Annotated in this window: 28 protein-coding genes; 14 read left to right on the forward strand and 14 right to left on the reverse strand. The window is 66.3% G+C overall.

Translation table 11 applies throughout. The features are described 5' to 3' along the window. Positions 1-62 precede the first annotated feature (62 nt). The 5 genes from KUV81_RS17585 to yeiP all read left to right on the forward strand — a co-directional run bounded on the left by KUV81_RS17585 (position 63) and on the right by yeiP (position 2,757). Positions 63-1,088, forward strand: a complete 1,026-nt coding sequence (locus KUV81_RS17585) for an AraC family transcriptional regulator (RefSeq protein ID WP_222545195.1) — start codon at positions 63-65, stop codon at positions 1,086-1,088. Then, entirely contained in the window at positions 1,085-1,459 is a 375-nt protein-coding gene (locus KUV81_RS17590) for a cupin domain-containing protein (RefSeq protein ID WP_222545196.1), read from the forward strand. The genes KUV81_RS17585 and KUV81_RS17590 overlap by 4 nt, the downstream gene beginning before the upstream one ends. A 184-nt stretch (positions 1,460-1,643) precedes the next feature. Further along, a complete protein-coding gene (locus KUV81_RS19780; RefSeq protein WP_261389474.1) occupies positions 1,644-1,775 on the forward strand; it encodes a hypothetical protein in 132 nt (43 codons plus the stop codon). A 117-nt stretch (positions 1,776-1,892) separates the two neighbouring features. Next, positions 1,893-2,015: a hypothetical protein gene (locus KUV81_RS19785; protein ID WP_261389475.1), complete on the forward strand. Its 123-nt coding sequence runs from the start codon at positions 1,893-1,895 to the stop codon at positions 2,013-2,015. 166 nt (positions 2,016-2,181) lie between these two features. Then, entirely contained in the window at positions 2,182-2,757 is a 576-nt protein-coding gene (gene yeiP / locus KUV81_RS17595; RefSeq protein WP_222545197.1) for an elongation factor P-like protein YeiP, read from the forward strand. Between the two features lie 189 nt (positions 2,758-2,946). Here the strand turns inward: yeiP and KUV81_RS17600 are convergent, their stop codons facing one another. Together KUV81_RS17600 and KUV81_RS17605 are read right to left on the reverse strand one after the other, a co-directional pair. Further along, a complete protein-coding gene (locus KUV81_RS17600; RefSeq protein ID WP_222545198.1) occupies positions 2,947-3,654 on the reverse strand; it encodes an SCO family protein in 708 nt (235 codons plus the stop codon). Beyond that, entirely contained in the window at positions 3,651-4,979 is a 1,329-nt protein-coding gene (locus KUV81_RS17605) for a selenium-binding family protein (RefSeq protein WP_222545199.1), read from the reverse strand. Before KUV81_RS17605 ends, KUV81_RS17600 begins: the two co-directional genes overlap by 4 nt. A 52-nt stretch (positions 4,980-5,031) precedes the next feature. Here KUV81_RS17605 and KUV81_RS17610 point away from each other — a divergent pair, with 52 nt between their 5' ends. Both KUV81_RS17610 and KUV81_RS17615 read left to right on the forward strand, forming a co-directional pair. After that, on the forward strand, positions 5,032-6,123 hold the full coding sequence (locus KUV81_RS17610; RefSeq protein WP_315900100.1) for a cytochrome-c peroxidase: 1,092 nt from the start codon (positions 5,032-5,034) through the stop codon (positions 6,121-6,123). 66 nt (positions 6,124-6,189) lie between these two features. Continuing rightward, positions 6,190-7,029, forward strand: coding sequence for a 23S rRNA (adenine(2030)-N(6))-methyltransferase RlmJ (locus KUV81_RS17615; protein ID WP_222545201.1), 840 nt, complete (start codon positions 6,190-6,192; stop codon positions 7,027-7,029). Positions 7,030-7,088: 59 nt separating this feature from the next. On the opposite strand, the gene KUV81_RS17620 is transcribed toward KUV81_RS17615, so the two are convergent. Then, entirely contained in the window at positions 7,089-8,486 is a 1,398-nt protein-coding gene (locus tag KUV81_RS17620; RefSeq protein WP_222545202.1) for a methyl-accepting chemotaxis protein, read from the reverse strand. A 215-nt stretch (positions 8,487-8,701) separates the two neighbouring features. Here KUV81_RS17620 and KUV81_RS17625 point away from each other — a divergent pair, with 215 nt between their 5' ends. After that, positions 8,702-9,052 (forward strand): DUF3703 domain-containing protein, encoded by a 351-nt coding sequence (locus tag KUV81_RS17625; protein ID WP_222545203.1) that lies wholly within the window; start codon positions 8,702-8,704, stop codon positions 9,050-9,052. An 84-nt stretch (positions 9,053-9,136) separates the two neighbouring features. Here the strand turns inward: KUV81_RS17625 and KUV81_RS17630 are convergent, their stop codons facing one another. Together KUV81_RS17630 and KUV81_RS17635 are read right to left on the reverse strand one after the other, a co-directional pair. Continuing rightward, positions 9,137-9,406 carry a hypothetical protein gene (locus tag KUV81_RS17630; RefSeq protein ID WP_222545204.1) on the reverse strand — a complete coding sequence of 90 codons (270 nt, stop codon included), beginning with the start codon at positions 9,404-9,406 and terminating at the stop codon, positions 9,137-9,139. Next, on the reverse strand, positions 9,403-9,774 hold the full coding sequence (locus KUV81_RS17635; RefSeq protein WP_222545205.1) for a hypothetical protein: 372 nt from the start codon (positions 9,772-9,774) through the stop codon (positions 9,403-9,405). The genes KUV81_RS17630 and KUV81_RS17635 overlap by 4 nt, the downstream gene beginning before the upstream one ends. A 418-nt stretch (positions 9,775-10,192) precedes the next feature. Here KUV81_RS17635 and KUV81_RS17640 point away from each other — a divergent pair, with 418 nt between their 5' ends. From KUV81_RS17640 to KUV81_RS17655, 4 genes are all read left to right on the forward strand, one after another. Next, positions 10,193-10,633 (forward strand): hypothetical protein, encoded by a 441-nt coding sequence (locus tag KUV81_RS17640; protein WP_222545206.1) that lies wholly within the window; start codon positions 10,193-10,195, stop codon positions 10,631-10,633. Positions 10,634-10,763: 130 nt separating this feature from the next. Next, a complete protein-coding gene (locus KUV81_RS17645; RefSeq protein ID WP_222545207.1) occupies positions 10,764-10,970 on the forward strand; it encodes a hypothetical protein in 207 nt (68 codons plus the stop codon). 85 nt (positions 10,971-11,055) lie between these two features. Beyond that, positions 11,056-11,595 carry a hydrolase gene (locus KUV81_RS17650; RefSeq protein ID WP_222545208.1) on the forward strand — a complete coding sequence of 180 codons (540 nt, stop codon included), beginning with the start codon at positions 11,056-11,058 and terminating at the stop codon, positions 11,593-11,595. Between the two features lie 88 nt (positions 11,596-11,683). Next, complete coding sequence (locus KUV81_RS17655; protein WP_222545209.1) at positions 11,684-12,301, forward strand: hypothetical protein; 618 nt, start codon at positions 11,684-11,686, stop codon at positions 12,299-12,301. 33 nt (positions 12,302-12,334) lie between these two features. Here the strand turns inward: KUV81_RS17655 and KUV81_RS17660 are convergent, their stop codons facing one another. The 4 genes from KUV81_RS17660 to KUV81_RS17675 form a co-directional block, all read right to left on the reverse strand. Next, positions 12,335-13,174 carry a hypothetical protein gene (locus KUV81_RS17660; protein ID WP_222545210.1) on the reverse strand — a complete coding sequence of 280 codons (840 nt, stop codon included), beginning with the start codon at positions 13,172-13,174 and terminating at the stop codon, positions 12,335-12,337. Between the two features lie 68 nt (positions 13,175-13,242). Further along, positions 13,243-13,911, reverse strand: coding sequence for a M15 family metallopeptidase (locus KUV81_RS17665; RefSeq protein ID WP_222545211.1), 669 nt, complete (start codon positions 13,909-13,911; stop codon positions 13,243-13,245). Beyond that, on the reverse strand, positions 13,905-15,038 hold the full coding sequence (gene dapE / locus KUV81_RS17670) for a succinyl-diaminopimelate desuccinylase (protein ID WP_222545212.1): 1,134 nt from the start codon (positions 15,036-15,038) through the stop codon (positions 13,905-13,907). The genes KUV81_RS17665 and dapE overlap by 7 nt, the downstream gene beginning before the upstream one ends. Then, on the reverse strand, positions 15,031-15,381 hold the full coding sequence (locus tag KUV81_RS17675; RefSeq protein ID WP_222545213.1) for an ArsC family reductase: 351 nt from the start codon (positions 15,379-15,381) through the stop codon (positions 15,031-15,033). The genes dapE and KUV81_RS17675 overlap by 8 nt, the downstream gene beginning before the upstream one ends. Positions 15,382-15,539: 158 nt before the next feature. Here KUV81_RS17675 and torR point away from each other — a divergent pair, with 158 nt between their 5' ends. Continuing rightward, on the forward strand, positions 15,540-16,259 hold the full coding sequence (gene torR, locus KUV81_RS17680; RefSeq protein ID WP_222545214.1) for a two-component system response regulator TorR: 720 nt from the start codon (positions 15,540-15,542) through the stop codon (positions 16,257-16,259). Here the strand turns inward: torR and torT are convergent. After that, positions 16,229-17,188, reverse strand: a complete 960-nt coding sequence (torT, locus tag KUV81_RS17685; RefSeq protein ID WP_222545215.1) for a TMAO reductase system periplasmic protein TorT — start codon at positions 17,186-17,188, stop codon at positions 16,229-16,231. The two genes, torR and torT, sit on opposite strands and share 31 nt — an antisense overlap. A 59-nt stretch (positions 17,189-17,247) precedes the next feature. On the opposite strand from torT, the gene torS reads away from it, so the two are divergent. Then, positions 17,248-20,073: a TMAO reductase system sensor histidine kinase/response regulator TorS gene (gene torS / locus KUV81_RS17690; RefSeq protein WP_222545216.1), complete on the forward strand. Its 2,826-nt coding sequence runs from the start codon at positions 17,248-17,250 to the stop codon at positions 20,071-20,073. Between the two features lie 15 nt (positions 20,074-20,088). Here the strand turns inward: torS and KUV81_RS17695 are convergent, their stop codons facing one another. The 4 genes from KUV81_RS17695 to crr all read right to left on the reverse strand — a co-directional run bounded on the left by KUV81_RS17695 (position 20,089) and on the right by crr (position 24,653). Next, positions 20,089-20,739 (reverse strand): molecular chaperone, encoded by a 651-nt coding sequence (locus KUV81_RS17695; protein WP_222545217.1) that lies wholly within the window; start codon positions 20,737-20,739, stop codon positions 20,089-20,091. A 25-nt stretch (positions 20,740-20,764) separates the two neighbouring features. Further along, positions 20,765-21,400 carry a DMSO/selenate family reductase complex B subunit gene (locus tag KUV81_RS17700; protein WP_222545218.1) on the reverse strand — a complete coding sequence of 212 codons (636 nt, stop codon included), beginning with the start codon at positions 21,398-21,400 and terminating at the stop codon, positions 20,765-20,767. A gap of 12 nt (positions 21,401-21,412) precedes the next feature. Continuing rightward, positions 21,413-23,851: a DMSO/selenate family reductase complex A subunit gene (locus tag KUV81_RS17705; protein WP_222545279.1), complete on the reverse strand. Its 2,439-nt coding sequence runs from the start codon at positions 23,849-23,851 to the stop codon at positions 21,413-21,415. 292 nt (positions 23,852-24,143) lie between these two features. Next, complete coding sequence (gene crr / locus KUV81_RS17710) at positions 24,144-24,653, reverse strand: PTS glucose transporter subunit IIA (protein ID WP_222545219.1); 510 nt, start codon at positions 24,651-24,653, stop codon at positions 24,144-24,146. Positions 24,654-24,683: the final 30 nt, after the last annotated feature.

Genomic DNA, 24,683 nt, shown 5'->3' on the forward strand with positions numbered 1-24,683 from the left:
TACGGTATAGCCAGTCGTGGCCAGGGGGCGACGGCGGACAAGGACGGTGAGGGAGGAGTGAGATGGCACTGGGAAGTTGTGCCCTGCCGGCGGTGTTGCAATACCTGGACCTGGCCAGGGAGCGCGGACTGGCGATCCCGGCGCTGCTCAGCGCTGCTGGATTGACCGCCGAGTGCGTGGACGGCCGTCAGGAGCGGCTGGCGGGGGAGCGTTTCCAGGCGCTTATTTTGGCGATGCGGGAGCAGACCGGGGACGACACCCTGGGTCTGGCCAGCGCGCGCTTTGTGCAGCCGGGCTCCTACTCGGTGCTGGGCTACATCGCCATGAACAGCGACAGCCTGGCCCAGGCCCTGGAGCGGGCGCTGCCCTTTGAGAAGCTGGTGGGGGACATGGGCCGCTCCACCCTCACCCCGGTGCCCGGCGGCTTGGCCCTGCGTTGGCGCTGCCAGTACGACCACCCCCAGGTGGTGCCCCAGATGGTGGACAACGTGCTGGCCAGCTGGACGGGGTTTGCCCGCCACCTGCTGGACGACGCGGCGGCCTGCCCCGCTGCGGTGCAGTTGCGCCGCCCGCGCCCGGCGGACGGCGGCGCGGCCCACGAAGCCTGGTTTGGCTGCCCGGTGACCTTCGGGGCCGACTCGGACGCCCTGTTTATCCCCGACACCATACTCGACCGACCGGTGGCCCGGCCCGATACCGAGCTGCGCCGGGTGTTGGAGCAGCACGCCCGCAGCAAACTGGTGGCCCTGGATCAGGAGGACGACCTGCGATTGCGGGTGCGGGCCCTCATTCGCCAGGCCTTGAGCCAGGGGCCGGTGCGCCGTGAACGGATCGCCGAGGCCCTCAACATGACGGAGAAAACCCTGCAGCGGCGCCTGGCCCAGTGTCACACCCAGTACCAGAGTGAGCTGGACGCGATACGCCAGGAGATGGCCAAGGATTGGCTGGAAGCCTCTCCCATGCCGGTGTCCGAGATCGCCCTGCGCCTGGGCTTCAGCGAGCCCCGCTCCTTCCAGCGCCGCTTCAAGGCCTGGACCGGTCTGCCGCCGGGAGCCTACCGGGAGCGGGCCCGGGAGGCGCGGCCATGACCTTGCCCAGCGGTAACCTCTTTGCCCAGCTGCCCCCTCTGGAGCCCAGCCAGCCGGAGTGGTTTCAGACCCTGTTGAGTGGCCAGGGCTGGCAGCTGGAGCGGATCTTAAGCGCCGGGCATCGCTCGGAAGCGGGCTTTTGGTACGACCAACCCCAGGGGGAGTTTGTCTTGCTGCTCCAGGGGGAGGCACGACTGCGCATCGAGCAGGAGGCCGAGGCCCGTACCCTGGGACCAGGGGACTGGCTCTACCTGCCGGCGGGCTGCCGTCACCGTGTGGAGTGGACCTCACCGACCCAGCCGACCCTGTGGCTGGCGCTGCATCTGGCGCCGGAGGCGGCCCTGCCTGTGACGCCAAATAACATCGAGTAAAATATTTATAAATTTTTTGTCTTAGACAACTGACTGTTCTTTATCACTTCGATTGGAATATGGCCGGAAACGGCGCGGTTGTGCGCCGATTGGCCCCTTTTTCACCACCCCCACCGCTGTTATGATGCCGTCCCAAACGATAATGAAGCGGGTTCGTTCCCGCCCTGCCTTTTAGGGAGTTCCAATGATTGAAACCGGCCTGATCCTGGCTCTGGCAGCAGTGCTGGTGGTGCTCCTTCGGCCCTTTTTCCGCTTCGGCTGGGCCTTTTTCGTGGATTACCTGGAACGGCGGTTCAGTCACAAGATCGACGACTGAACACCGCCGGGGACATTAAAGTCGCCAATGAGTGCATCTGTGAGCGGGGCCTCGGTAAGGGGACTACGCTTTAGACTAAAGTCGTAGAACCCCATTGCTGTTTAGGAGGCGATTGAGATGTCAGTGGTGACCTGTTTGGTGGTGTCAGCGGTTCTGGTGCCCGTCGTAAGACCCGTGGTGGATCGCACCATCGACAGCCTGGCCGATCGCATGGCCGACAATCAGCGTAAAGACGACTGATGGACGCGTCGTCACGGAGTGCCGTGACGCGTGTTGCTTCCCCGTTTCCTCCCCCCCTGAATCGCCCATCCGAACCGCCGTTACGGCCGGTGACCCCATAAAGGCTTGTGTAAAATCCAGTTAGTGGTAGTTTGCCTGCAAACGCCTTAACCGGGATAAAGTGACCATGCCAAAAGCAAGTGAAATCAAAAAGAACACCGCCATCGTTTTCAATGACAAAACCTACATCGTTCGGGATATCGAGCGCTCTGTACCCCAGGGGCGTGCGGGCGGCAGTCTCTACCGGATGCGCATGTACGAGGTGGTGACCGGTCAGAAGGTGGATGAAACCTTTAAGGACAGCGACATGCTCGATTTGGGTGATTTGCGCCGCCGGGCCGCCACCCTGTCCTACATCGACGGCGATGAGTACGTGTTCATGGACTCGGAAGATTACTCCAGCTACCACCTGAACAGCTCCGCCATCGACGATGCGATCCCCTTCCTGGATGAGTCGACCGAGGGGATGCAGGTGGTGATCGTCAACGACACCCCGGTGGGCCTCGACATGCCCACCAGCGTGGAGCTGGAGGTGATGGAGACCGATCCCTCCATCAAGGGCGCGTCGGCCACCTCCCGCACCAAACCGGCGGTGCTCTCCACCGGCGTTACCGTACAGGTGCCGGAATACATCGCCACCGGCGACAAGATTAAGGTGAACGTCGAAGAGCGGCGCTTTATCGGTCGTGCCGACAGCAAGTAACGGCCAAACGTCTCTGGTAAAGAAAAGCCCGGTGCACTGCACCGGGCTTTTTGGATCTCCGGCAGGCAGGTACCGGGGCCGGTCGCCTCCGCGACGTCACGCACCGGAGAGAACGCGCGATTTGCCCCGGTACCCACAGTGGTAACGGCCCACAAGGGCGAACGGTTTGGTTTGGGGTGAAAAAGAGCGTCAGGGCACGGATTTCGGCCCCTCCAGGGCCAGGGTTTCCAGGTCCACCAGCAGCAGGTCGCTGTGCAAAAAGCCCGTGCTGTAGATGTTGCGCACCCGATGTTGGCCGTCCACCAGGTAGACCCGAAGCAGGTGGGCCAACTGACCGGTCTGCCGACCCTGCGCGTCGTATTCGGCCATCACCCACTGGTTGTAGTCCTCGAGGATGGGGGCCAGGGCCGCGGGGGATTCGGTGGTGACAAAGGCCCATTTGGGGCCGGCATCGCGGCGGTGGCGCCGGGCGTACTCGGCCATCACCGCCGGGGTGTCGTTGGCGGGATCGAAGCTCAGGGTCACCAGTTGCACCCGGCGGGCCAGCGCGGGCTGCTGGGCCAGTTTCCACTGCAGCCGGGAGAGGGCGAAGCTGGCCAGGGGGCAGGCGTTGGGATCCGGGCAGCGGGTGTAGATGAAGCTGAGCACCGTGAGCTTGTCATCAAACAATCGGTGCAGGGAGGTGGCCTGGCCCGTCTCATCCACCACCTGACCGTCGGACGCCGGCCCCAGCGGAGGCAGCGGATAGCTGCCCGGGGCCGGCAGGGGGTAGCCCAGGGGGCCGTAACCCGGCGCGTCGGGGGCCTGCTGACGGTGGGCGGCGTGGGGATCCGCGGCCAGGGCCCCGGTGGGGGCCCACAGCAGGGCCAGCAGGGCCCAACGGGCCAGGGGCCTCATCGGCTGGCCGCCTGGGTGCCTGTGGGCTCATCCGGTTGCTGGCCATAGAGGGCGAAGGCCCCCAGGCGCATCTGATGGGGGCTGCCCAGCTGTTCGGCGTGGAAATCGAGGGTGAAGGTGGGGGTGAGCGCTTTGCCGTCCCAGCGGAAACCCTTCACGTATTGCAGATCCTCCCCTTCGGTCTTGTCCCAGTTGGCCAGCAGCGAGGAGGAGTAGTAGAGCCGTTGCCCGTCCCAGCTTTGCGACACCATATTGACCTGGCCGCCGATCACCTGCTCCATCAGCTGTTTGGGGGCGAAGGGATCGGAGATGTCGAACAGCCGGGTCTTGCCGTCGTTCCAGGTGTTGACCCACAGCCGGGTGTCGTCGGCGGAGATGGAGATGTCCACCGGCAGGGGCACCTGGCTGGCATCGCCGATGTCCGCCACCGCCTTGGCCTGCCACTGGCCTGCGTCATCCTCGTAGATCAACCACAGCTTGGAGGTGAGCGCCGTGGTGGTGAAGCAGTAGTTGTGGTTGGGGCCCCAGGCGCAGCGCAGCTCCAGCGGCGCCCCGGGCACATCCAGGATGGTGTGGGGCTGGCGGGTGTGCAGGTTCCACACCACCACGGTGTTGCCGAAGCGCTTCATCGCCTCGGCGTCCGCCATCATCTTGCCCAGCCCCATCATGTAGTTGTTCCAACCGGTGAAGGAGGAGGTGAACATGGCGTTGCGCCGGGGCAGCACCCGTACGTCGTAGCCATAGCCGTCGGCAAACTGGCCGGTCTGACGGGCGCCATTGAGCGCGCCGGTTTTAGGATGCCAGTGGGTGGCCACGTAGTCCCCCTGGTTGCTGTACTCCACCAGGGCGGTTTCACCGCCGTGATCCCGGTCATTGGAAAGTCCGGTGAGCAGCATCCGCCCGGGCAGGGCGTAGTTGGTGTGGGGCCCCACCACGCCACCGGAGCGCTTGACGAAGTCCTCGATCACCTTGTGCAGGCGGGGTTTGGCGGGGTCGCTGTGGACATCGAAGATGAAGATCTTGGAGGTGTCCAGGCCGCTGGCCCAGAGGTAGCGGCGATCGTCGGTAAAGCCGCTGTGGTGGGCCTCATTGCGGCCCCCCACCGACAGGCTGTGGATCACCTGGCCGAAGCGCTCGGAGTCGGGGTTGACGTCCAGGGTGACCAGTTTGTCCTGGCCGTCGCCCACCCCCTCCACACCCAGGGTCCAGACGTAGACCACGTCCTCCTGGCCGACGATTTTGGCCATATAGGGGGACATGCAGGTCTCATCGGCCCACAGGGGCCAGCAACACAGGCTAAGCATCAGGGCGGTAAAGGGTTTCATCTCAAGCCTCCTGTTACCCGGTGCTAGGATTCAGGGAGTATAGCCATTGGGAGTGCGCACCATGGTCAAAGGGGGGCTGGGCCTGCTGGCGGGGCTGTGGTGCCTGGGGGCCGTGGCACAGGTGCCCCTGGGCTTGCCGCCGTCGCAACCGGTGGCCACGGAGGAAGTGGTGGCCCTGGGGCGGACGCTGTTTTTCGACCGCCGCCTCTCCGTCAACGCCACCCTCTCCTGCGGCAACTGCCACGTGGCCGCCATGGGCTTTAGCCACCGCGAGATGGCCACATCTGTGGGGATCGAAGGCCGAGCAGGGCGGCGCAATGCCCCGGGGCTTTTCAACGTTGCTTACCTGCCGGCGCTGTTCTGGGATGGGCGCAGCGCCGATCTGGAGGCGCAGATCTGGTCGCCGCTGCTGGCGGACAACGAGATGGGCAATAGCAGTCGGGCCCAGGTGCTGGCCCGGCTGGCCACCCTGGACGATTACCCCCAGCGGTTTGAGCGCGCCTTCGGTCGGGGCATCGACGAGCAGACCCTGGGCCAGGCGCTGGCGGCCTACCTGCGCAGCCTGCTGCTGGGGAACAGTCCCTTCGACCGCTGGTTTTACCGCCAGGAGCAGGATGCCCTGAGTGCCAAAGCGCGGGCCGGCTACCGGGTGTTCGTCACCCGCGCCGGCTGTCATCGCTGCCACCAACTGGGGCTGGAGTGGGCGCTGTTTACCGATCACCGCTACCACAACACCGGGGCGGGGGCCGGGGCGCGGGCCCAGCAACGGGTGCAGCTGGCGCCGGGACTGGCCACCACCGTGGGGGATTTGGCCTCGGTGGGGGGCGCGGCCGAGGCGGATGACGGGCGCGCGGAGGTGACCGGCCTGGCCAGCGATGTTGGGCGGTTTCGCACCCCCAGCCTGCGCAACCTGACCCTGACCGCCCCCTACATGCACGACGGCTCCCTGGCCACCCTGGAAGCGGTGGTGGCCTTCTACAATCGCGGCGGCGGTGCTCACCCCAACAAGGATCCCCTGCTGGTGCCTTTGAACCTCAGCACCGAAGAGCAGGCGCAGTTGGTGGCCTTTCTTGAGTCGCTCACCGGCCGCGGTGCCGAGGCCCTGGTGGCCGAGGCGGAGGCCACGGCGGTGGGCAACCCGTGAAAAAGGTCGCCAAGCCCGGGCCGGTTCGGGATAATGTGCCCCCCTTGAACTGCGGATGCCCCCTCGATGCTCAGTTATCGCCACAGCTACCACGCCGGCAACCACGCCGATGTCCTCAAGCACAGCGTCCAGGCGCTGATCCTCGATGCCCTCAAGGGCAAGGATAAGCCCTTCGTCTACCACGACACCCACTCCGGGGCCGGTCGCTACGATCTGAAGGACGCCCACGCGGAGAAAACCGGCGAGTACGTCGACGGCATTGGCCGGCTCTGGGGCCAGGATTGCCCGGAGATTCTGCACCCCTACCTCAAGGCGGTGAAGGCGCTGAACCCCAACGGCAACCTGCGTTACTACCCGGGCAGCCCGCGCCTGGCGGCGGCCCTGACCCGGCCCCAGGACCGCCTGATGCTGACCGAATTGCACCCCAGTGATCACCCCCGCCTGGTACAGGAGTTTGCCCAGGATAAGCGGGTGCGCATCGCCCGGGAGGACGGCTACCAGTGCCTCAAGGCCAGCCTGCCCCCCAAGGAGCGCCGCGGGGTGGTGCTGATCGATCCCCCCTATGAGCTCAAGGGCGAATACGGCGATCTGGTCAAGGGGGTACTCGAAGGGGTCAAGCGCTGGGCCACTGGCACCTACGCCCTGTGGTACCCGGTGGTCTACCGCCAGGACATCGACTTTGTCGAGCGTCGACTCAAGGCGTCCGGGGTGCGCAAGATTCTCAAGATTGAGTTGCGGGTCACCGGCGATAACGCCGAGCGGGGGATGACCGGCTCGGGGATGATGGTCATCAATCCCCCCTGGAAGCTGGAGAGCCAGATGACCGAGCTGCTGCCCTACCTGGTGGCCCAATTGGGCCAGTCGCCCCAGGCGGGCTTCACCCTGGAGTGGCTGGTGGCGGAGTAACCCCGCAAAGAAAACCAAACAGGGCGCCTTAGGGCGCCCTGTTTCTCTTCGCTGTCCGGTCAGCTTTTCAGGTCGCGGACCAGGGCATCGAGCTGGCCCGACTGGCGGTTCAGCCCCTCGATGTGGCTGGCGGCGTCCTCCAGCATCTGGCCGATGGCCAGGCCGTGTTGACGGATCCGGTCGATGTTGGCCACCAGGGTGCTGGCCACGCCGCTTTGCTGTTCCGCCGCGGTGGCGATCTCCACGCTGCCGTCCGCCAGGCCCTGGTTGCGCTCGCTGATCTCACCGATCTGCTGCTCCACCTGGCCCATCAGCTCGCCGCTCTGGGCGGCGTTGCTGACGGTGCGCTCCATCACCTCCACCAACTGGGCGCGGCCCTGCTGCAGGGTGTCCATCATCCCCTGGATCGCCACCGTGGCCTCCTGGGTGCGACCGGCCAGGGTGCGCACCTCGTCCGCCACCACCGCAAAGCCGCGGCCCTGCTCGCCGGCCCGGGCCGCCTCGATGGCGGCGTTGAGGGCCAACAGGTTGGTCTGCTCGGAGATGGCGTTGATGCTGGTGAGCACCTGGTTGATCTGGGTGATGTTCTGCTCCAGCTCCGAGACCGCCTGGGCGGCTTCCCCCACCTCCCCCTGCAGCGCCGTCAGGCTGTGCTGGGTTTCGCTCAACCGCGACTGGCCGGCCTGGGCGGCGCTGGCGGCGCCCTGGGTGTTTTGCGACGAGGTCAGGGCGTGGTTGGCCACCTCGCGGATGGAGTACTCCATCTCCTCCGAGGCGCTCACCAGGCTGTCGAGTTGGCTAGACTGCTCCTGGGCCAGCACGCCGGAGTCCTGGCTGACCCGGGTCAGCGCCTGGCTGAGATCCTGCATCAGCCCCGCCGCCCGTTTCATCTCCTGCACCAGGTTCTGCTCCCGCGCCGCCACCTGATCGATGGTGATGGCGATCTGGCTGAATTCATCCCGCACCGGGAAGAAGTTGAGCCGGGCGGTCAAGTCCCCCTCCTTCAGCTGGTTCAGGGCCCGGTTCATGGTGAACATGGCGCCGCCAATAAAGGTCATGATGTAGTAGGAGAGCAGGCCGCACAGCGCCACCGCCAGCCCCAGCACCGAAAGGGCGACAGGGGTGAACAAGGTGCCGTAGCCGGGGGTGGACTTCAGCCCCAGGGCGTAGCCGGTAGACAGGCGCAGTGGGTGGGCGCCGCCGTCCAGCACAAAGGGGGTGTCCGCCAGCCAGGGCCCCGCTTCGGCCCGGGGCACCGCCAGGCGCTCCATCTGGTCGGCGAGGTGACGCTGCTGCGCCATCAGCTGTTCCAGCGCCTGGGATTGGGCCTGCTGGGCCAGGACGCCACCGGCGATGGCCAGGGTCAACATGGGCAGGAAAAAGAGGACGAGGAATTTCTCCCTCAGGGTGAGGTGGATCCAGAGCCGGTCAATCCAGCGAAACGCGACTTCTTTCATCGGTTTGAACGTCCTTCCGATGGCTAATTCGAATGGCATTATGCGGATAACGAATGTTAAAAAAAAGCACTTTGGGCCAACATTACAAACTCTTATAAAACCACATCACAACGGGCGCGTTACCGCATCGCCCAATCCGGTTGAATCAACGGCCACTGATGCGGTCTTAGCCCTTAAGCCGGCGGCGTCGGCACAGTGGCGAGGAGCACTCCACCATGGCGATAAGCGTTCGACAGCGTCAGGCCTTCGCGGCCCAGATGGCCCGGGCCAAGGCGTTCTACCAGGACGGCGTCTGGGACCAGGCGTTCTACCACCTGGAGAATGCCCACGTGCTGGGACAGCGCAGCATTCGCCGCCACGCCCTCAGTCACTGGTGGATGCTCAAGGTGGGCTGGCGACAGCGCCGCTGGGGCGAAGTGGCGAGTCAGCTGCCCCGCCTGATGGCGTCCCTGGTGGTCAGCCGAGTCTGGGTGCCACCGGGCAACACCGGGGGCAGCAACGTCTCCCCCTTCCAGGCGATGCCCCTGCGCAAGGAGTTGCGCCAGGATATGGAGTGGCAGGACTGAGCCGCCACCGTGAAACGGGCGTCAGAACCCCGGGCGACGGTGAGCCCCGCCCCGAAAGGGGCGCGTCTGTGCTGCCCGGTGTGATTACTGAATCCCCCCGTTAACCCTCTCAAGCCCGTCGGCCAGCGCCTGCTCGGTGGCGCCAAGCAGTCCGTACGCCAGTTCGATGGGCTCGAGCGTGGGATTGATGATGAGCTTCTCGGCCATGATGTCGCAGGCCTTGGCGGCCTCTCCGGCGTGGGCCGCGGCGTCGGGCTGATCCGCCAGGCGCTGGGCCAGGCCAGTGAGCCTGTTTCGCTGCGCCAACATCTGTCGGATCAGGTCGTAACGCAGGGCCTTCTCGCGTTTTTTCATGGGCTCACCTCCTGCAAAACCTCGGCCCGGCGGATCCGCTCGGACGCCATGGCCAGACCGCCGGCCCGGCCGCTGTAATAACGGCCCAGGGAGGTCATGTGCCCCCGGTTGGCCGCCGCCCGGTTGGCTTCCACCGCCAGGCGGTTGACCTCGGTGAGCAATCGCTCCACGTCGGTGCGAGCGAACACCGTACCGCTGCGGGCCAGGTTGCGCAGCAGCTCCGCGCCCTGGTAGTGGCCCCAGGCGGTGCCCATGGGGCGCAGGCGATCCCACTCCGGCACCTCGTCCACCGGGACCGCGGCCACACGGCGGGACGCTTCGCGCTCCAGTTGGCTGGCCACCTCAATCAAATCGTCTTTGCCAATCATCCCATTCGCCCCCAAAAGCGGTCTATTACGGCGTTTTTTGCGACGGCTCGCCGCGACAGTTGGGGATTATTGCCCAGGTGCGCCTCGGTCGCCCCGGATTGGATGGTGAGCGGTTCAGACTGTGTCTGGTTTGGGTTTGGCGGGGGGCCTTGCCCGCGTCCCCGGGGCCTTAGGGGCATAAAAAAAGCGCCCATCGGAGGGCGCAAGGGGGTTATCAAAGCAGCGAGTCGGTAGCTGGGGGTGCGGATGGGCGGGCCATCGCAACGCCGTCATCATCCCCAAGGGGTGTGGCGGCAATGTGACCCTTTTGTGTCCAAACGATGACAGGGGGCGGCAGTGACGCTAACTCATTGAGCTGTATCGCGGTCTATACTCAAACCCATTCTTGTTGGCTGCAACGCCAGAGGGAGAAGCGAAGATGAACGACAGCTCCTGGACCACCCTGGGCATCCTGATCGCCGGGGTGCTGGCCCTTATCGTCTTTACCTGGGTCTTTGTGATCCTGCGTCGAGACCGGGCCCACGATAAAGAGGAACAGCTGCGCTCCGATGCGGCGGTGGACTCCGCCCTGTCCCGGGTGCTGGCCGCCTACCAGAAGGCGGTGAAGCTGCCCGGGGACGAAAGCCTGTTCGAGGTGGAGCAGCGCCTTAAGGATCTGCTGCTGGTGGTGGTCTCCTTCGAAGAGGTGGACGAGGACTTCAAGACCCTGCCCCAGGCGCTGGAGGAGGTGCTGGGCAACCTCGAGCGATTGCAGGGGCGGGACGAGGAGGACAGGGTCACCCAGCTGACCGAGGACATGCAGCGGATGCAGAGCTACCACCAGAACTTCGAGCGTCTGCTGGACGGTCACCCCACCTAAAAACCACAGCCGCAACCGGCGGTTAACTTGATGGTAACCGCCATCTGTGGTTTGATGTCGACCAAAGTCGAATGGCGCCCCGTTCGTGGGCGTGATTCAGGGATGGATCGCCGACGGGAAAAGGAACGGGATGAAACGGATGACCCTTTGGCTGGTGCAGGCGCTGCTGCCGACGCTCTGCGTTGGGGTCGTCTGCCTGACGCTGCGACCCCTGCTGGGGGAGTTTGATGCCCCCCGCACCCTGGCCCTGATGTGTCTGGGCCTGGTGATCGGGGTGATCTGGGCCGAGCGCCACCGACAACACCACAGACTCACCGCTCTGCGCGCCCTGCGCTGACTCGGCCCCCCTCTGGGCTTTGGTCGCATGGCCCTGGCCGCTCCCCTCTGGAACACTGGGGCCTTTCCTTTTATGGGAGAGGCCCATGCTCACCACCAATAACGCCGTCTTACTGCTTATCGATGTTCAGGGCAAGCTGGCCCGCAGCATGGCGGACAGCCCGGCCCTGATCGAGAAACTGCGCGCCCTTATCCAGGGGGTGCAGCATCTTGACCTGCCCATCCTCTGGGTGGAGCAGTACCCCCAGGGGCTCGGCCCCACGGTGCCGGAGTTGTCCGAGCTGCTCGGCGCACAGGCGCCGCTGACCAAACTCAGTTTCGGCTGCGGCGGCGAGCCGACCATCCTGGCTGCCCTGTCGGCCCTTAAACGCCGCCAGGTGCTGGTTTGTGGCATCGAGACCCACGTCTGCGTCTACCAGTCGGTGGTGCAGCTGCTGTCGGAGGGATACCAGGTGGAGGTGGTCAGTGACGCCGTTGGCTCCCGTCAGGGGGCCGACAAGGCGATGGCGCTGGCCAAGATGGCCCGTTTGGGGGCCGAGCTGACTTCGGTGGAGATGTGCCTGTTCGAATTGATGGGCCGCTGCGATCACCCCCAGTTCAAGCGCCTGCTGCCACTGGTAAAATGACCCTTGGCGTTGTGGGGTATCCCTGCTAACTTTCTAATTTCTAAATAAAACACTGGCAATGCCGGAACAAGGAAGTGGGAGAGGCAGGATGGGATACATCTGGCGAGGGATGGGCTGGCTGGTGCCGGTGCTGGCGGGGGGACTGCTGTTGGCAGCCCAGGGGCTGGCCACCGGGCTGCTCGGCGAGGGGGTGGAGACTGGCCCCTGGCCTTTGTGGCTGGCCACTGGACTCAGTGCCCTGGCCATCGGGGTGCTGGGCCTGGCACTGAACGCCGGCGGCGAACGCAGCCAGGGGCCCCACACCCTGTTGGGGATCCCGATGCAGTACTGGGCGCTGCTGCTGCCCCTGGGGGTGGCCCTGATCAGCCGTGCCCCCCTGCCGGAGCCTCAGGATCCGGTGGCCGAGATCGCCGCGCCCCAGGTGGGGGATCGTTACCTGGCCAATTTCGATTTCATGTTCGATGACGTGGATCCCGGGTTTCCCTACGGGGCCCTTGAGGTGTTGTCGGTCAACAGCAAGGGCGTCAAGGTGACGGTGAGCGTCTACCAGTTCGACACCCCCCGCAGCCTGCGCCGGGCCCTGCGCTTGGGCGGTGAGGAGAGCGAGTTTGCCGACGACATCGACTTCTACTTCGGCTTCGAGGAGCTCAGCGATCTGGCCGCCGAGGGCCACATCTTCGACGTTCAGCGCCAGCGTGCGCCATGACACGGCACGCCACGCCCTAAACCCGACTCGGGGTTAGGGCGTGCTCACCACCGCCAGGTGCCGGCCATCCGGGCTCAGCGCCAGGCGCCCCAGGGTACCGACCCCCAGATCCGCCACCTTCTGCCACTGCCCCGCCACGGACCAGCGCCACAACTCGCTGCCCCGACCCATCCACAGACTCTGACCGTCCGGGTGCCAGGCGTAGTCCTCGCTGCGTCTGTCCACCGCCACCAGGGGGCGCAGGGCGCCGCTGTCCGGCTCGAAGGCGGTGATCACCCAGCTGCCGTCCACCCGCTTGTGCAGAAAGCTGAAGGCCTGGCTGTGGGGGATGGGGTGGAGGCTGCGGCCAACGTTGGCGCTGACCAGGTGACCCTCATCGGCCCGCTCGCCCCAGGGCTCGAAGTAGAGGTGGTAGCCGTAGCGGGCCCACAGCAGGGTGCCCTGGCCCGGTCGCTGGGCATAGTAACCGGCGGGGATCAGGCTGTTGATGGCCCGCTGGCGCGGCTGGCCCGGGGCCTGCACCCAGACGCTCTGATGGGGCACCCCCTGTTCCACCACGTAGCTGATGGCCCCCTCGGTGCCACTGGGCTGGGGAGAGAATTCGCTCTCATCCGGGGTGTTGGTGAGGTTGGTCAGGGTGCCGTCGGCCAGGGCGTAGTGGAAGATCTCCATCTGCCCGCCGGCCCGGTCGGAGCTGAACAACAGCCCCTCACCATCGGCGGTAAAGGCCGGCTGGTTGTTGTAGCCGGAGGCCGGCGTTACCGCCACATGCCCGGTGGGCAGGCCGTCCTTAAGGGCGTAGAGGTGCAGTTGGAAGTCCTGCGCGGACAGGGGGCTGGCCGCCAGTAGCAGCATCAGAAGGGGGAAGCGCATCCTTGGCCTCATCGTAATCAAAACAGAGGGTTAGCAAGCTAACAGGGCCAAGGAGGCGGGGCAAGGGACTAGGGGGTGCTAATGCGGAAGCAGTAACGCTCCACTAGGCCCGGCAACTGGGACAGCACGGTGTCTTTGAGGGCCAGGGATTCCTGCTCCAGCAAGCGCTCCAGGGCGTTGGCGTCGAAACGGCTCAGGGCGTCCTCGGCCACCGGGGCGAAGCTCAGGTGCCAGGGCTCGGGGGCAACGCCACCGAGGGGCTCCCGGTAGGGGCGAAAGAAGCCGTGGCGGGCCAGGTTGGCCTCCATCCATTGGGCCAGCTCGAAGCAGGGGCCCCCGCTTTGGTACTCCCAGGGCTCCAGCTTGAGTTGCTCCCGGGTTAGCCGGCCGGCATCGAACCAGTCCAGATCCGTCCCCCAGTGGTGGCGGGAGGCGCCGGGCAGGGCAGACCAGGCCAGGATGGCGTCCAGGATGTCGGCGTCGCTCATGGTGCGCACATCGCAGGCCTGACCGGCCCGGTTCTGAAGCGCCCGCTCACCCTGGGCCTTGCCGTTAAAGATCGCCAGCTGGCGGTGGAAGGGACGCCAGCCGGAGCAAAGCCCCAGCTGGAAACCCGCATCCGCGGCGTCCGCCTTGAGGCGTTGCCAGGCCACCGCCGTGCGCCCCTCCAGCCACTGGTCGTCCACCGCCACCAGGTGACGGTCGTCCAGTCCCAGCAGCTGCTCCTGGGTCAGCACAGCAGCTTCTCCATCACCTTCTCGTAGCACAGGGCCAGTTGCTCCAGGTCCCGCACGCTGACGCATTCGTTGATCTTGTGAATGGTGGCGTTGCAGGGACCCAGTTCCACCACCTGGGCACCGGTGGGGGCGATAAAGCGCCCGTCGGAGGTGCCGCCGCTGGTGGAGGGCTCGGTGTCGTAGCCGGTGACGTCGCGGATCGCCGCACAGGTGGCGTCCAGCAGGGCACCGCCGCCGGTCAGAAACGGTTGGCCGTTGTAGGTCCACTGGATGTCGTAATCCAGGCCGTAGCGGTCGAAGATGTTGTGCACCCGGGCTTCCAGCTCGTGGGCGGTCACCTCGGTGCTGTAGCGGAAGTTGAACTGCACCGTCAGCTCGCCGGGCACCACGTTGGGGGCACCGGTGCCGGCGTGGAGATTGGCGATCTGGAAGCTGGTGGGGGGGAAGAACTCGTTGCCCTGGTCCCACTCCATGGCGCTCAGTTCCGCCAGGGCCGGGGCCGCCTTGTGCACCGGGTTGTCCGCCAGGTGGGGGTAGGCCACGTGGCCCTGGACGCCCTTGACCGACACCAGGCCGGTGAGGCTGCCGCGCCGCCCGTTCTTGATGATGTCCCCCAGCTTATGGGTGCTGGAGGGTTCGCCGACGATACACCAGGTGATCTTCTCGTTGCGCGCCTCCAGGGTGTCGATCACCCGGGTGGTGCCGTTGATGAAGGGCCCCTCTTCGTCGGAGGTGATGAGAAAGGCGATGGAGCCGTCGTGGTCCGGGTGGGCGGTGACGAAGCGCTCCACCGCCACCAGCATGGCGGCCAGGGAGCCTTTCATGTCCGCCGCACCGCGGCCGTGGAGGATGCCGTCGATCACCGTCGGCTCGAAAGGCGCGGTGTGCCACTTGCTCAGATCCCCGGGGGGCACCACGTCGGTGTGGCCGGCAAAGCAGAACACCGGCCCGTCACTGCCGCGGCGGGCCCAGAGGTTGGTGGTGTCTTCGAACACCATGGACTCGATGGTAAAGCCCAGGCGCTCGAGGATGGCGGACATCATCGCCTGGCAGCCGGCGTCCTCCGGGGTCACCGAGGGGCGGGCGATGAGATCCTTGGCCAGGGTCAGGACGGCGGAATCAGCCATGCTGGGCCACCCACTGGTCGTAGTCGGCGGCCTTGAAGCCCACCAGCAGGGCGTCGCCCGCTTCCAGCACCGGGCGCTTGATCAGGGTGGGGTTGGCCAGCATCAGTGTTTTGGCCTTGTCCGCATCCAGGTCCTGCTTGTCCGCCTCGTCCAGGGCGCGCCAGCTGGTGGAGCGGGTGTTGAGCAGGGTGGTGTAGGGCACCTGGGTCAGCCAGCGCTCCAGCCGGGCGGCGTCGAGTCCCGCTTCGCGAAAGTCGTGAAAGGTGTGGGCCTGGCCCTGCTGCTCCAGGTGTTTGCGGGCCTTGCGAACGGTATCACAGCTTTTGATGCCGTACAGGATCATCCTTTTTGCTCCAGTCAGTTATCGTGCAGGCATTGTGACATCGCCGGCCCGGGCCCACAAGGCGGCGACGGCGGACCCGGGGCCGAGCAAAACCCGGTTGCATCGGCGGGCAAAGCTTCCCAAGATCAGAGGCAAGAATTGGCAAGAAAGGGAACAGCATGGCTCTCACAGGCAGCCGCATCCTGGTGGTGGAAGACGACAGCGTGACCCAGCTGCGCCACCAGGGCTATTTTCAGCAGGCCGGCTACGAGGTGACGGCGGTGTCCAACGGGGCGCAGATGCGTTCGGCGATGGCCCAGCGGTCCTTTGACCTGGTGCTGCTGGACGTGAACCTGCCGGACGAGGATGGACTGCAGCTGACCCGGGAGCTGCGCAGTCAGTCCTCGGTGGGCATCATCCTGGTGACCGGGCGCAGCGATGCGGTGGATAAGATTGTCGGCCTGGAGATGGGGGCGGACGATTACGTCACCAAGCCGGTGGAGATGCGCGAGCTGCTGGTGCGGGTGAAGAACCTGTTGTGGCGCATCGGCCAGGCCCAGCGGCCGGCCCCAACGGAGCAGGTCGCAACCAGCCTCCAGTTTGCCGGCTGGCACCTGACCCCCGCCAGTCGGCAACTGCGCCGGGGCGATCAGGAGGTGCGCCTGACCACCGCCGAGTTTGAGCTGCTGAGCGCCTTTGTGCGTTACCCCCAGCAGGTGCTGCCCCGGGAGCGGCTGCTCAGCCTGTTGTCCCACCGGGTGGAGGCGCCGGACGATCGCACCATCGATGTGCTGGTGCGTCGCCTGCGGGGCAAGATGGAGAAGGGGGAGGGGTTGCCCCGGTTGTTCATCACCGTCCACGGCGAAGGCTACCTGTTCGGCGCCACCGTCACCTCGTAAACCGCCCGGTAATCTGGGTCCGACAGGCTGTCCTCGAAGCGGTCCAGGGCCTTGGTTGGCACCAGCACCTCCACCCCGGGATCCAGCCGCTCAGGCAGGGGTTGCCCTGCCAACTGCGCCAGGGCGGCGTCCACCGCCATCCGGCCCTGCTGGCGCATGCGGTCGCTGTTGGCCATCTGAATCTTCCCCCGCAACAGCGCCCGGTAGACCCCGTGACTGAGGTAGGTGCTGATCACCTGGGTGTTCAAGCCCCGGGCCTGCAGCTCGTTGACCGCCACCTCCGCCGGGATCGCCCCGGCAATGATGAGATCCGGCGCCGGGTGCTCGGCCAGGTACTGGGCCAGCAACTGGCGCTGGCGGGCGGCGCTGTTGGCCCCGTGAAGGGTGGCGGCCACCGTCAGCCGGCCGGGCTCAAGGTGCGCCAGCAGGCCCTGGCTGAGAAACTGGTTCCCCCCCTGGCCCTGGGGCCCAAACATCAGCAGGGTTCGGGTGCCCTCGGGATAGTGGGCGTTCACATGGGCGGCCACGGTTTCCCCCATCCGGTACCAGTCGGTGCCGATGGTGCTGACCACCGAGCCCGGCTCCACCCGGTTGACCAGCGCCAGGGTGGGGGTGTGGGCCATGCCTTCGCGGATGGGCGTGGCCAGGGTGTAGGTCACGCTGCCCAGCAGGATGGCGTCCGCGCCCCAGTCACGGCAGTGCTGATACTGGGCCACCTGGGTGGCCCGATTCTGGTAGCCCCCGGCTTCCAGGGCGATGAGTGCGACGCCCCGGGCCCGGGCCTGCTCCACCATGCCGGCGTTGACGCTCAGCCAGTAGGAGTCTTTGAGGTGGGGGTAGAGGGCGCACAGCTTGACCGGCGCCGCGGACAGGGCCAGCGAAACGCAACTTAAGCAAAGGAACCAGGTGGATAGGGCAAGACGCGCCACGGCAGTTGACCCGATTTTCAGTACACTGAAATAGTGTATCAGAGCTGATGGGACCGCCCTTGACCTCACTGCGTTTCTCCCCCTGGCGTTCGGTTGCAGGAAAATTGCTGATCGCCTTTGTGATCCTGGCGAGCCTGTCGGTGCTGGCGGCGGTGCTTGGCTGGATAAGCCTGTCCCAGCTGCGCGCCTCCCACCAGCAGCTGACCGAGCAGGCGGTACCGGCGCTCAACCAGTCCCGGGCCATCGCCGAGCTGTCCGGGCGAACCCTCAATGGCGGGCGGCTGATGGCGGAGATCCCAAGCCCTCGCACCCTGGACCAGACCTGGCAAACCCTGGAGGCCACCAACGCGGCCTTGGATAAGCAGCTGGACCAGCTGCTGGGGATGGAACCGGGCCAGCGCACCACCCTCAAACAGCTGCACCGGGAGGTGAGGGCCATCCTGACCCGGATGCACACTCTGGCGCAGGCCCAGTTGGCGGACCAGCAGGCGTTTGATGACCGGTTCGCCCGGGTCAACGAGGCGGCCAATGCCCTGGCGGATCTTGCCGACGGTCAGCTGGCCAACGCCGAGACCGTCCTGGTGGCCCGCAGCCTGGGGCTCTACGACAGCCCCAACCGCGCCGCCCAGGTGGACGGCCTGGTGGAGCAGGATCTGATGCAGATCCGACGAATGAACGAGCTCAAAAGCACCCTGCTGCGGCTGCGACGCACCCTGGTGCTGCTGCCCTACCTGTCGAATCCCCAGCCCATGACCGAGCAGGGGCGCCAGTTTGCCCAACTGGCGGAGTACCTGCCCCTGCAGCTGGCCTGGGTGGCGGATCCGGAGCGTCGCGCCGCCATGGAGAACCACGCCGCGGTGCTCCGTCAGGGGGGGACGCTGTTCCATGCCCGCCATGAGCTGAGTCGCCAGAGCACCCAGATGAGCGCGGCGCTGACCCAGCTGGTTGAGCGGTTCGAGGCGATGAACGAGACGGTCCTGGGCTTGGTGGTCCGGGCCAACGCCGGTCTGTCCGATGCCCAGCAGCAGATCGAGCGGGACTACCAGTGGGCCCTGTGGGGGCTGCTGCTGTTGGGGCTGGTGGCGGCCCTGGTGGCGGGCTTCGTGCTCTGGCGGGTGGTCTACCGGGAGGTGGTGGTGCGCCTCAATGGCACCACGCAGGCGCTGCTGCGATTGGCCGAAGGGGACCGAGACGTGCCGATCATCCGGGGGGGCAGTGACGAGCTCAGCCGGCTGGCGGGGGCCATCGACACCTTCAAAGCCACGGCCCTGGCCCGAGAGCAAGCTGAGCAAGCCCTGCGGGCCCAGCATCAACGCCTGGAGCAGGCGGTGACCGAGCGCACCGATGCCCTGAACCGGGCCAACGGGCGTCTGGCCAAGCAACTGGAGGCCACCGCGGAGGCCAAAGCCCAGGCGGAAGCCGCCAGCCGGGCCAAGACCACCTTCCTGGCCACCATGAGCCACGAAATTCGCACCCCCATGAACGGGATCCTCGGCACCGCCGAGCTGATGGCGGACGCCAACCTGAGCCCCCAGCAGGATCATTACCTGGGGGTGATCCGCCGCTCCGGCGAGGCGCTGCTGGACGTGCTCAACGACGTGCTGGACTACTCCAAAATCGAAGCGGGCCACCTGAACCCGTTGACCGAACCGGTGGAGGTGGGCCGTCTGGCCCAGGCGGTGGTGGACACCCTGGCCTCCCGGGCCGCCCAGAAACGGCTCACGCTGCGGGTGGAGCAGCGCAGCGCCCTGGCAGCGGCTTACCTGGGGGATGGGGGCAAGCTGCGCCAGGTGCTGCTCAACCTGGTGGGCAACGCCATCAAGTTCACCGAGCGAGGCGAGGTGGTGCTGGCGGTGTGGGAGCAGGATGGGGCGCTCACCCTGGCGGTGGAGGACACCGGCATGGGCATCGAGCCGGCTCGGCAGCGCTCGGTGTTCGAGCCCTTCCAGCAAAGTCGCAGCGGCGAACAGTGGGGCGGCACCGGGCTGGGGCTGCCCATCAGCCGGCGCCTGGTGGAGGCCATGGGGGGCGCTTTGACCCTCGACAGCACACCGGGTCAGGGCAGCGCCTTTGAGGTGACCCTGCCTTGGCCCCACACCGAGGCGGTGCAGGCCCCGCAACCGCGCCCCCAGGCCCTGCCCAGTGCCACTGTTCTGGTGGTGGAGGACAACGCGGTCAACCGCATGGTGATGGCCGGATTTCTCGGCAAGTTGGGTCAGCGTGTGGTGATGGCGGACAGCGGCGCCGCGGCCCGGGCCCAGGCAGCAGCGCAAGCGTTTGACCTGGCGCTGGTGGACATCCGCCTGCCCGATGGCGACGGTGTCGAGCTGCAAGGTCAGCTCAAGGCGCTGCAACAGAGTCACTTTGGCCGCGCGCTGCCCTGCATCGCCGTATCTGCCCAGGTGTTCGAGGAGCAGGTTCGGGATTACCTGGCGGCGGGCTTCGAGGGCTTTGTGGCCAAGCCGGTGCGCCTGTCCCGGCTGGCCGACGCCCTGGCCGGGCAACTGGGGAACGGCGAGCCCGAGGGAGCGATGGAGGTCCCCAAGGTGGCCCGGGGGGTGGATTGGGCGCAGTTGGCGCAGGACCGCTCGGTGCTGGGTCAGGCGCTTATCCAGACCATGGTGAGCCGGTTCGAGTCGGAGGCCCAGGCCACGCTGGCGGCCATGGCGACGGCGTCGGAAGGGGAGGCGCTGGCGGCGCTGGCCCACAAGCTTAAGGGGGGCGCCAGTGCCCTGGGGCTGGTGGCGCTGGGCGAGCTTTGCCAGCAGATTGAGCAGGGGGGGCAGTGGAGCCCGATTGGCTCCGAGGCCCTGGCGCAGCAGCTGGCCGAGGACCTGGCCCGGCTCAGACAGTGGTTGGCCGAACCGGACCCCACCGGAGAGTGAAGGCCGGCAGGGGGCTTACTGAAACAGCCGCAGGGGCAGGGGCTTGACCTCAAGTGCCTGCTCAAGCCCCGAGAGGACGCTGGCGGTCAGACGGGCCAGGCCCTGGTAGTAGGGGGTCTGCGCGGCCTCGAACAGGGTGTCGCAAAAGCACTCGGACCAGGGCAGCAGATGCTCCGCCAGCAGCACCCTCAGCGCTTCCAGGGCATGCCCTTGGGGCGTTTCACACTGCTGGTCCAGCAAACTGGCCACCGCCGACAGCATCAAACCGATGTGATCCACCGGCTCGCTGAGCTCGGTGGTCACCACGATGCCCCACTGCTGGTAAAAGCGCATCAGGGCCTGGGTGGAGGGGCCACAGAGCAGCCGCTTCTCATGCAGGTAGGGGCTGCCCCAGGGGATCGCCTTGAGGGTCACCGGGCCAATAAAGAGCGCGGTGAAATCCTGTTGCAGGCGGGGCAGCAGGGCGGCGTTGCCCTGGGCGAGGGCCTCGGCCAGCAGCGCCAGCCCCTCGGCGCGGCGACCAGGCTCGCCGGTGCTGGGCCAGCTGTGCACCGCATCGACGTCCCGAAGGCGCGTCAGCATGGCGTCACTGGGGGCGTAGTAGAGGGCGTGATACAGCACGTTGCACTGGGCCTGGTAGTGGCGCAGCTGTGACTCGTTCAGCATGGCAGGGCTCCGTTCACTCAAGGGCTCAGACTTCGGCCCAGTTCAGCACCTGGCCCTGCTCCGAGCCGCTGGGGCGGCTGTGCCGGTTGGGGGCGATGATGAGATTGGGCTGGGTGAGGTCACTGCTGGGCAGGGGCGCCACGTCGGGTTTCACCGCCTCGGGGTAGCGGGCCTTGAGCTCGGCCATGGGGCCGAAATCCAGGGCCCGCATCGGGCAGGATTCGACGCAGATGGGCTTCAGGCCCTGGTCGATGCGCTCGAAGCAGCCGTCACACTTGGTCATCAGGCCCTGGGCCGGGTCATACTGGGGCGCGTCATAGGGGCAGTAGGCAGCGCACATCTCGCACCCGATGCACTGCTCGGCGTCCACGTGTACCAGGCCATCCTTACTCCGTTTGTGCATGGCGCCGGTGGGGCAGCGCTCGACGCAGGGCGGGTTGCTGCAGTGGTTGCAGCCGATGGAGAGGTAGTAGGCGAACACGTCCTGTTTCAGGGTGCCGTCGGCCTGGGGGGCCCACTGGCCGCCGCCGTACTCGTAGACCCGCCGCCAGATCACCCCCACGGGGAGATCGTTCTTATCCTTGCAGCTGACGTGACAGGTTTTGCAGCCCGTGCACTTGCTGGCATCGACGTAGAAGCCGTACTGCTGTTTCACTTGCATGCTCATCTCCTATCAGGCCTTTTTGATTTCAACGCGGTTGGTGTGCTGACCGTTGCCCTTGGACAGGGGGGTGGCGCGCTGGGAGGTCAGGGTGTTGAGGCAGCCACCGGTGTCCACCGACTGACCGAACCCCTGGTACCAGGCGCCCTGACCCAGGGCGGTCACGCCGGGCATGATGCGGGGAGTGATCTTGGCGGGCACCTGGATCCGCCCCCGCTGGTTGTAGACGACCACGCTGTCGCCGGGCTGGATCCCCCGGGCCTGGGCGTCGATGGGGTTCATCCACACCGCGTCCTCCACCGCCTCACGCAGCCAGGGGACGTTGTGGTAACTGGAGTGCACCCGGCCCTTGGTGTGGTAGCCGGTCAGCTGCAGCGGGAACTGCGCCTGTTTGTTTTCCAGGTCCTGGTATCCGTCCCAGGTGGGCACGTACTTGGGCAGGGCGGAGATCACGTCGCCCTCGTTCAGGGTCCAGGTGGCGGCCTTGTGGGCCAGCTGGCTGGAGTAGATCTCGATTTTGCCCGACGGGGTGTTGAGCGGGTGGGCTTCGGGGTCGTTGCGAAACGCCTCCAGCACGATGTAGCTGCCGCTGGGCAGGTGCTTGCGGAAGATCCCCTGCTTCATCATCTGGTCTTTGCTGGGCAGCTCCGGGTTGGCCTCCTGGGCCTGGGCGTAGAACTCGGCGCGCCACTGGTCGGCGGTTTTGCCTTCGGTAAAGGCCGCCTCCACCCCCCAGCGTTTGGCCAGCTCCACGCAGATGTCGTACACCGGGCGGCACTCGAACATCGGGCCGACACTGCTGCTCATCTGAATGAGGGTGCCGGTGTCCCCGGCGGCGTAGGCCTGGTTGACCAGGTCCTCCGACTCCAGCCAGCTCACGTCCGGCAGCACCACATCGGCAAACTGGGCCGAGGGGGTCATCCAGTTGTCGATCACCAGGATGAACTCGCACTGGCTGGTGTCCGCCAGGATCCGCTCGGTTTTCTTGGTTTCGGCGTGCTGGTTGATCAGGGCATTGCCGGCGTAGTTGATGATCGCCTTAATGTTGGTGCCAAGCTTGCCGTCGCCGTTCTCATCCAGCTGCGCCTTGGGCAGGACCACGCCGTCTTTGAGCACGGACATGTTCTTCCCATCCTGAATCGCCTGGGTGAAGGTGAAGAAGGAGATCTGTTTTTTCACCGGGTTGTCGCCGGTGGGCATCTTGGGGGCGTGCAGGGACGCGCCGGTGCACAGGGCGCCGTTGTTGGTGCCCGGCAGCCCTAGCTGGCCCAGCAGAATGGGCAGCATGTGGGCAGCCCGGATGTTGTTCTCCCCCGCCGCCTGACGGCTCAGGGAGGCCGCCACGTGGATGAAGGGGGCCTTGGCCGCGGCCAGCTCCCTGGCCAGCTGGGCGATGGTGTCGGCGTCGATGCCGGTGATGGGGGCCGCCCAGGCCGGGGTTTTGGCCAGGCCGTCGGGGCCCTCGCCCAGGATGTGCGCCTTGTAGGACTCTTCGTAGCCGACCCCCTCGGGCAGGGTTTTCTCGTCGTAGCCCACCGTGTAGGTGTCCAAAAACGCCTGGTCGACCCAGTCATGGGTAATGAACTCGTAGGCCAGGGCCTCCATCAGCGCGGCGTCAGTACCGGGGCGGATGGGGATCCACTGGTCCTCTTTGCCCAGGGCGGAGTCGGTGTAGCGGGGATCGATGATGATGGTCTTGAACGGCTTACCCTGCTCGGCGCGCGCTTTTTGCTTGGCCTGGATGATGGTCAGGTAGTCGTAGGACTCACCGGCGCCGCTCATGCGGATCTCCGAAGGGTTGTGGCCGATCAGCAGCACCAGATCCGAATTGTTCATCTCGGCGTTGGAGGAGCCGCGCCAGCCCAGGTTGGCGTCCCCCCAGGTGTAGTGGGCCGCCTTGTAGAGTTGGGCCCAGCTGTAATCTCCGTAGGTGCCCAGGTAGCCGCCGGTCAGGTTCATCAGGCGGTAGAGGCACTGCTTGCCGGAGAAGTGGTAGCCGGCCCCGGAGTTGTAGGTGAAGTGGGTGCTCTCGGGCCCGTAGGTTTGGCGCAAACGGCCCAGCTCCTTGGCCACCAGATCCAGGGCTTCCTCCCAGCTGATGCGCTCAAACTGGCCGCTGCCCCGCGGGCCGACCCGGCGCATGGGGTACTTGAGGCGGTCGGGGGCGTAGACCCGCTGGCGCAGGGAGCGACCGCGCAGGCAGGCCCGAACCTGGTGCGCACCGTATTCGTCCTTCTGGTCGAAGTCGGTCTCGACCCGGGTGATGATGCCGTCCCGGCTGAACACCCGCACCGGGCAGTTGGAGCCGCAGTTCACCAGGCAGGAGCTCCAGTTGAGCTGCTCGGGGCCGGGGGGCGCGGCCACCGGGGCCTGGGGCGCGGGGCCACAGCCGGTGACGGCCGCGGCGGCGCCCAAGGTGGCGCTCATCTTAAGAAAATCGCGGCGTTCCAGTTTCATGAAGCATACCTCTAGCTGTGGGCAGGCCCGGCCTGGGCAGCGCAGCCGGCGGGGCGGGTTCTGAGCCGCAGAATAGGGCGTTGGTATGAACGTGTTGGAAAGGGATTTGAACGGCTTAGGTCAAGATATGAAAAAAGATGAACAGCCCGGGGGTTTTGGTGAAAGGGCTCACAAAATCCCGGGGTCCGCCAGGGCTGGCCAGCGGCGGGGCGCGTCGAAACTGTGACCTGGCGCCATAAAAAATGGCCAGCGTCAGGGGCTGGCCAGGGTCATCGAGTGGGGCGGTTTAGAGGAAGGCGCGCAGGATGGCGCTTTGGCCGGCCACCACCTCCCCCTCCTGCTTGTCCAGGGACTGGACGTCCTCCATGTTGGCGATCACCACCGGGGTCAGCACGCTCTTGGCGTTCTCCTTGAGGTAATCCAGGTCGAACTCCAGGATGGGATCACCGGCGCTGACCTGTTGGCCGGCTTCCGCCAGGCGGGTGAAGCCGGCGCCGCGCAACTCCACGGTGTCGATGCCAAAGTGCACGAACAGCTCCAGCCCCAAAGGGGACTCCAGAGAGAAGGCGTGGTTGGCGTCGAAGATCTGGCCGATGGTGCCGTCGATGGGGGCCACCACCTGGTGGCCGGTGGGATCGATGGCCACCCCGTCGCCGACGATCTTCTCGGAAAACACCACGTCGGGCACCTGCTCGATGGGCACCAGGCGGCCGGAGACCGGCGCCAGGATCGCCACGCCATCGGCGGGGACCTCGCGGTTAGCCATCATGCGACGTAAGCGGCTGAAAAATCCCATGGGTGTTGACCTTATGACGACGAGAGTACG

Origin of the sequence: Ferrimonas balearica, from assembly GCF_019802085.1 — a bacterium.
GTDB classification, from domain to species: domain Bacteria; phylum Pseudomonadota; class Gammaproteobacteria; order Enterobacterales; family Shewanellaceae; genus Ferrimonas; species Ferrimonas balearica_B.

Bases quoted from the DNA above. Each gene is read 5' to 3' on its own strand.
- KUV81_RS17585 (WP_222545195.1), top strand. From the start codon at position 63: ATGGCACTGGGAAGTTGTGCCCTGCCGGCGGTGTTGCAATACCTGGAC.
- KUV81_RS17590 (WP_222545196.1), top strand. From the start codon at position 1,085: ATGACCTTGCCCAGCGGTAACCTCTTTGCCCAGCTGCCCCCTCTGGAG.
- KUV81_RS19780 (WP_261389474.1), top strand. From the start codon at position 1,644: ATGATTGAAACCGGCCTGATCCTGGCTCTGGCAGCAGTGCTGGTGGTG.
- KUV81_RS19785 (WP_261389475.1), top strand. From the start codon at position 1,893: ATGTCAGTGGTGACCTGTTTGGTGGTGTCAGCGGTTCTGGTGCCCGTC.
- yeiP (WP_222545197.1), top strand. From the start codon at position 2,182: ATGCCAAAAGCAAGTGAAATCAAAAAGAACACCGCCATCGTTTTCAAT.
- KUV81_RS17600 (WP_222545198.1), bottom strand. From the start codon at position 3,654: ATGAGGCCCCTGGCCCGTTGGGCCCTGCTGGCCCTGCTGTGGGCCCCC.
- KUV81_RS17605 (WP_222545199.1), bottom strand. From the start codon at position 4,979: ATGAAACCCTTTACCGCCCTGATGCTTAGCCTGTGTTGCTGGCCCCTG.
- KUV81_RS17615 (WP_222545201.1), top strand. From the start codon at position 6,190: ATGCTCAGTTATCGCCACAGCTACCACGCCGGCAACCACGCCGATGTC.
- KUV81_RS17620 (WP_222545202.1), bottom strand. From the start codon at position 8,486: ATGAAAGAAGTCGCGTTTCGCTGGATTGACCGGCTCTGGATCCACCTC.
- KUV81_RS17625 (WP_222545203.1), top strand. From the start codon at position 8,702: ATGGCGATAAGCGTTCGACAGCGTCAGGCCTTCGCGGCCCAGATGGCC.
- KUV81_RS17630 (WP_222545204.1), bottom strand. From the start codon at position 9,406: ATGAAAAAACGCGAGAAGGCCCTGCGTTACGACCTGATCCGACAGATG.
- KUV81_RS17635 (WP_222545205.1), bottom strand. From the start codon at position 9,774: ATGATTGGCAAAGACGATTTGATTGAGGTGGCCAGCCAACTGGAGCGC.
- KUV81_RS17640 (WP_222545206.1), top strand. From the start codon at position 10,193: ATGAACGACAGCTCCTGGACCACCCTGGGCATCCTGATCGCCGGGGTG.
- KUV81_RS17645 (WP_222545207.1), top strand. From the start codon at position 10,764: ATGAAACGGATGACCCTTTGGCTGGTGCAGGCGCTGCTGCCGACGCTC.
- KUV81_RS17650 (WP_222545208.1), top strand. From the start codon at position 11,056: ATGCTCACCACCAATAACGCCGTCTTACTGCTTATCGATGTTCAGGGC.
- KUV81_RS17655 (WP_222545209.1), top strand. From the start codon at position 11,684: ATGGGATACATCTGGCGAGGGATGGGCTGGCTGGTGCCGGTGCTGGCG.
- KUV81_RS17660 (WP_222545210.1), bottom strand. From the start codon at position 13,174: ATGCGCTTCCCCCTTCTGATGCTGCTACTGGCGGCCAGCCCCCTGTCC.
- dapE (WP_222545212.1), bottom strand. From the start codon at position 15,038: ATGGCTGATTCCGCCGTCCTGACCCTGGCCAAGGATCTCATCGCCCGC.
- KUV81_RS17675 (WP_222545213.1), bottom strand. From the start codon at position 15,381: ATGATCCTGTACGGCATCAAAAGCTGTGATACCGTTCGCAAGGCCCGC.
- torR (WP_222545214.1), top strand. From the start codon at position 15,540: ATGGCTCTCACAGGCAGCCGCATCCTGGTGGTGGAAGACGACAGCGTG.
- KUV81_RS17695 (WP_222545217.1), bottom strand. From the start codon at position 20,739: ATGCTGAACGAGTCACAGCTGCGCCACTACCAGGCCCAGTGCAACGTG.
- KUV81_RS17700 (WP_222545218.1), bottom strand. From the start codon at position 21,400: ATGCAAGTGAAACAGCAGTACGGCTTCTACGTCGATGCCAGCAAGTGC.
- crr (WP_222545219.1), bottom strand. From the start codon at position 24,653: ATGGGATTTTTCAGCCGCTTACGTCGCATGATGGCTAACCGCGAGGTC.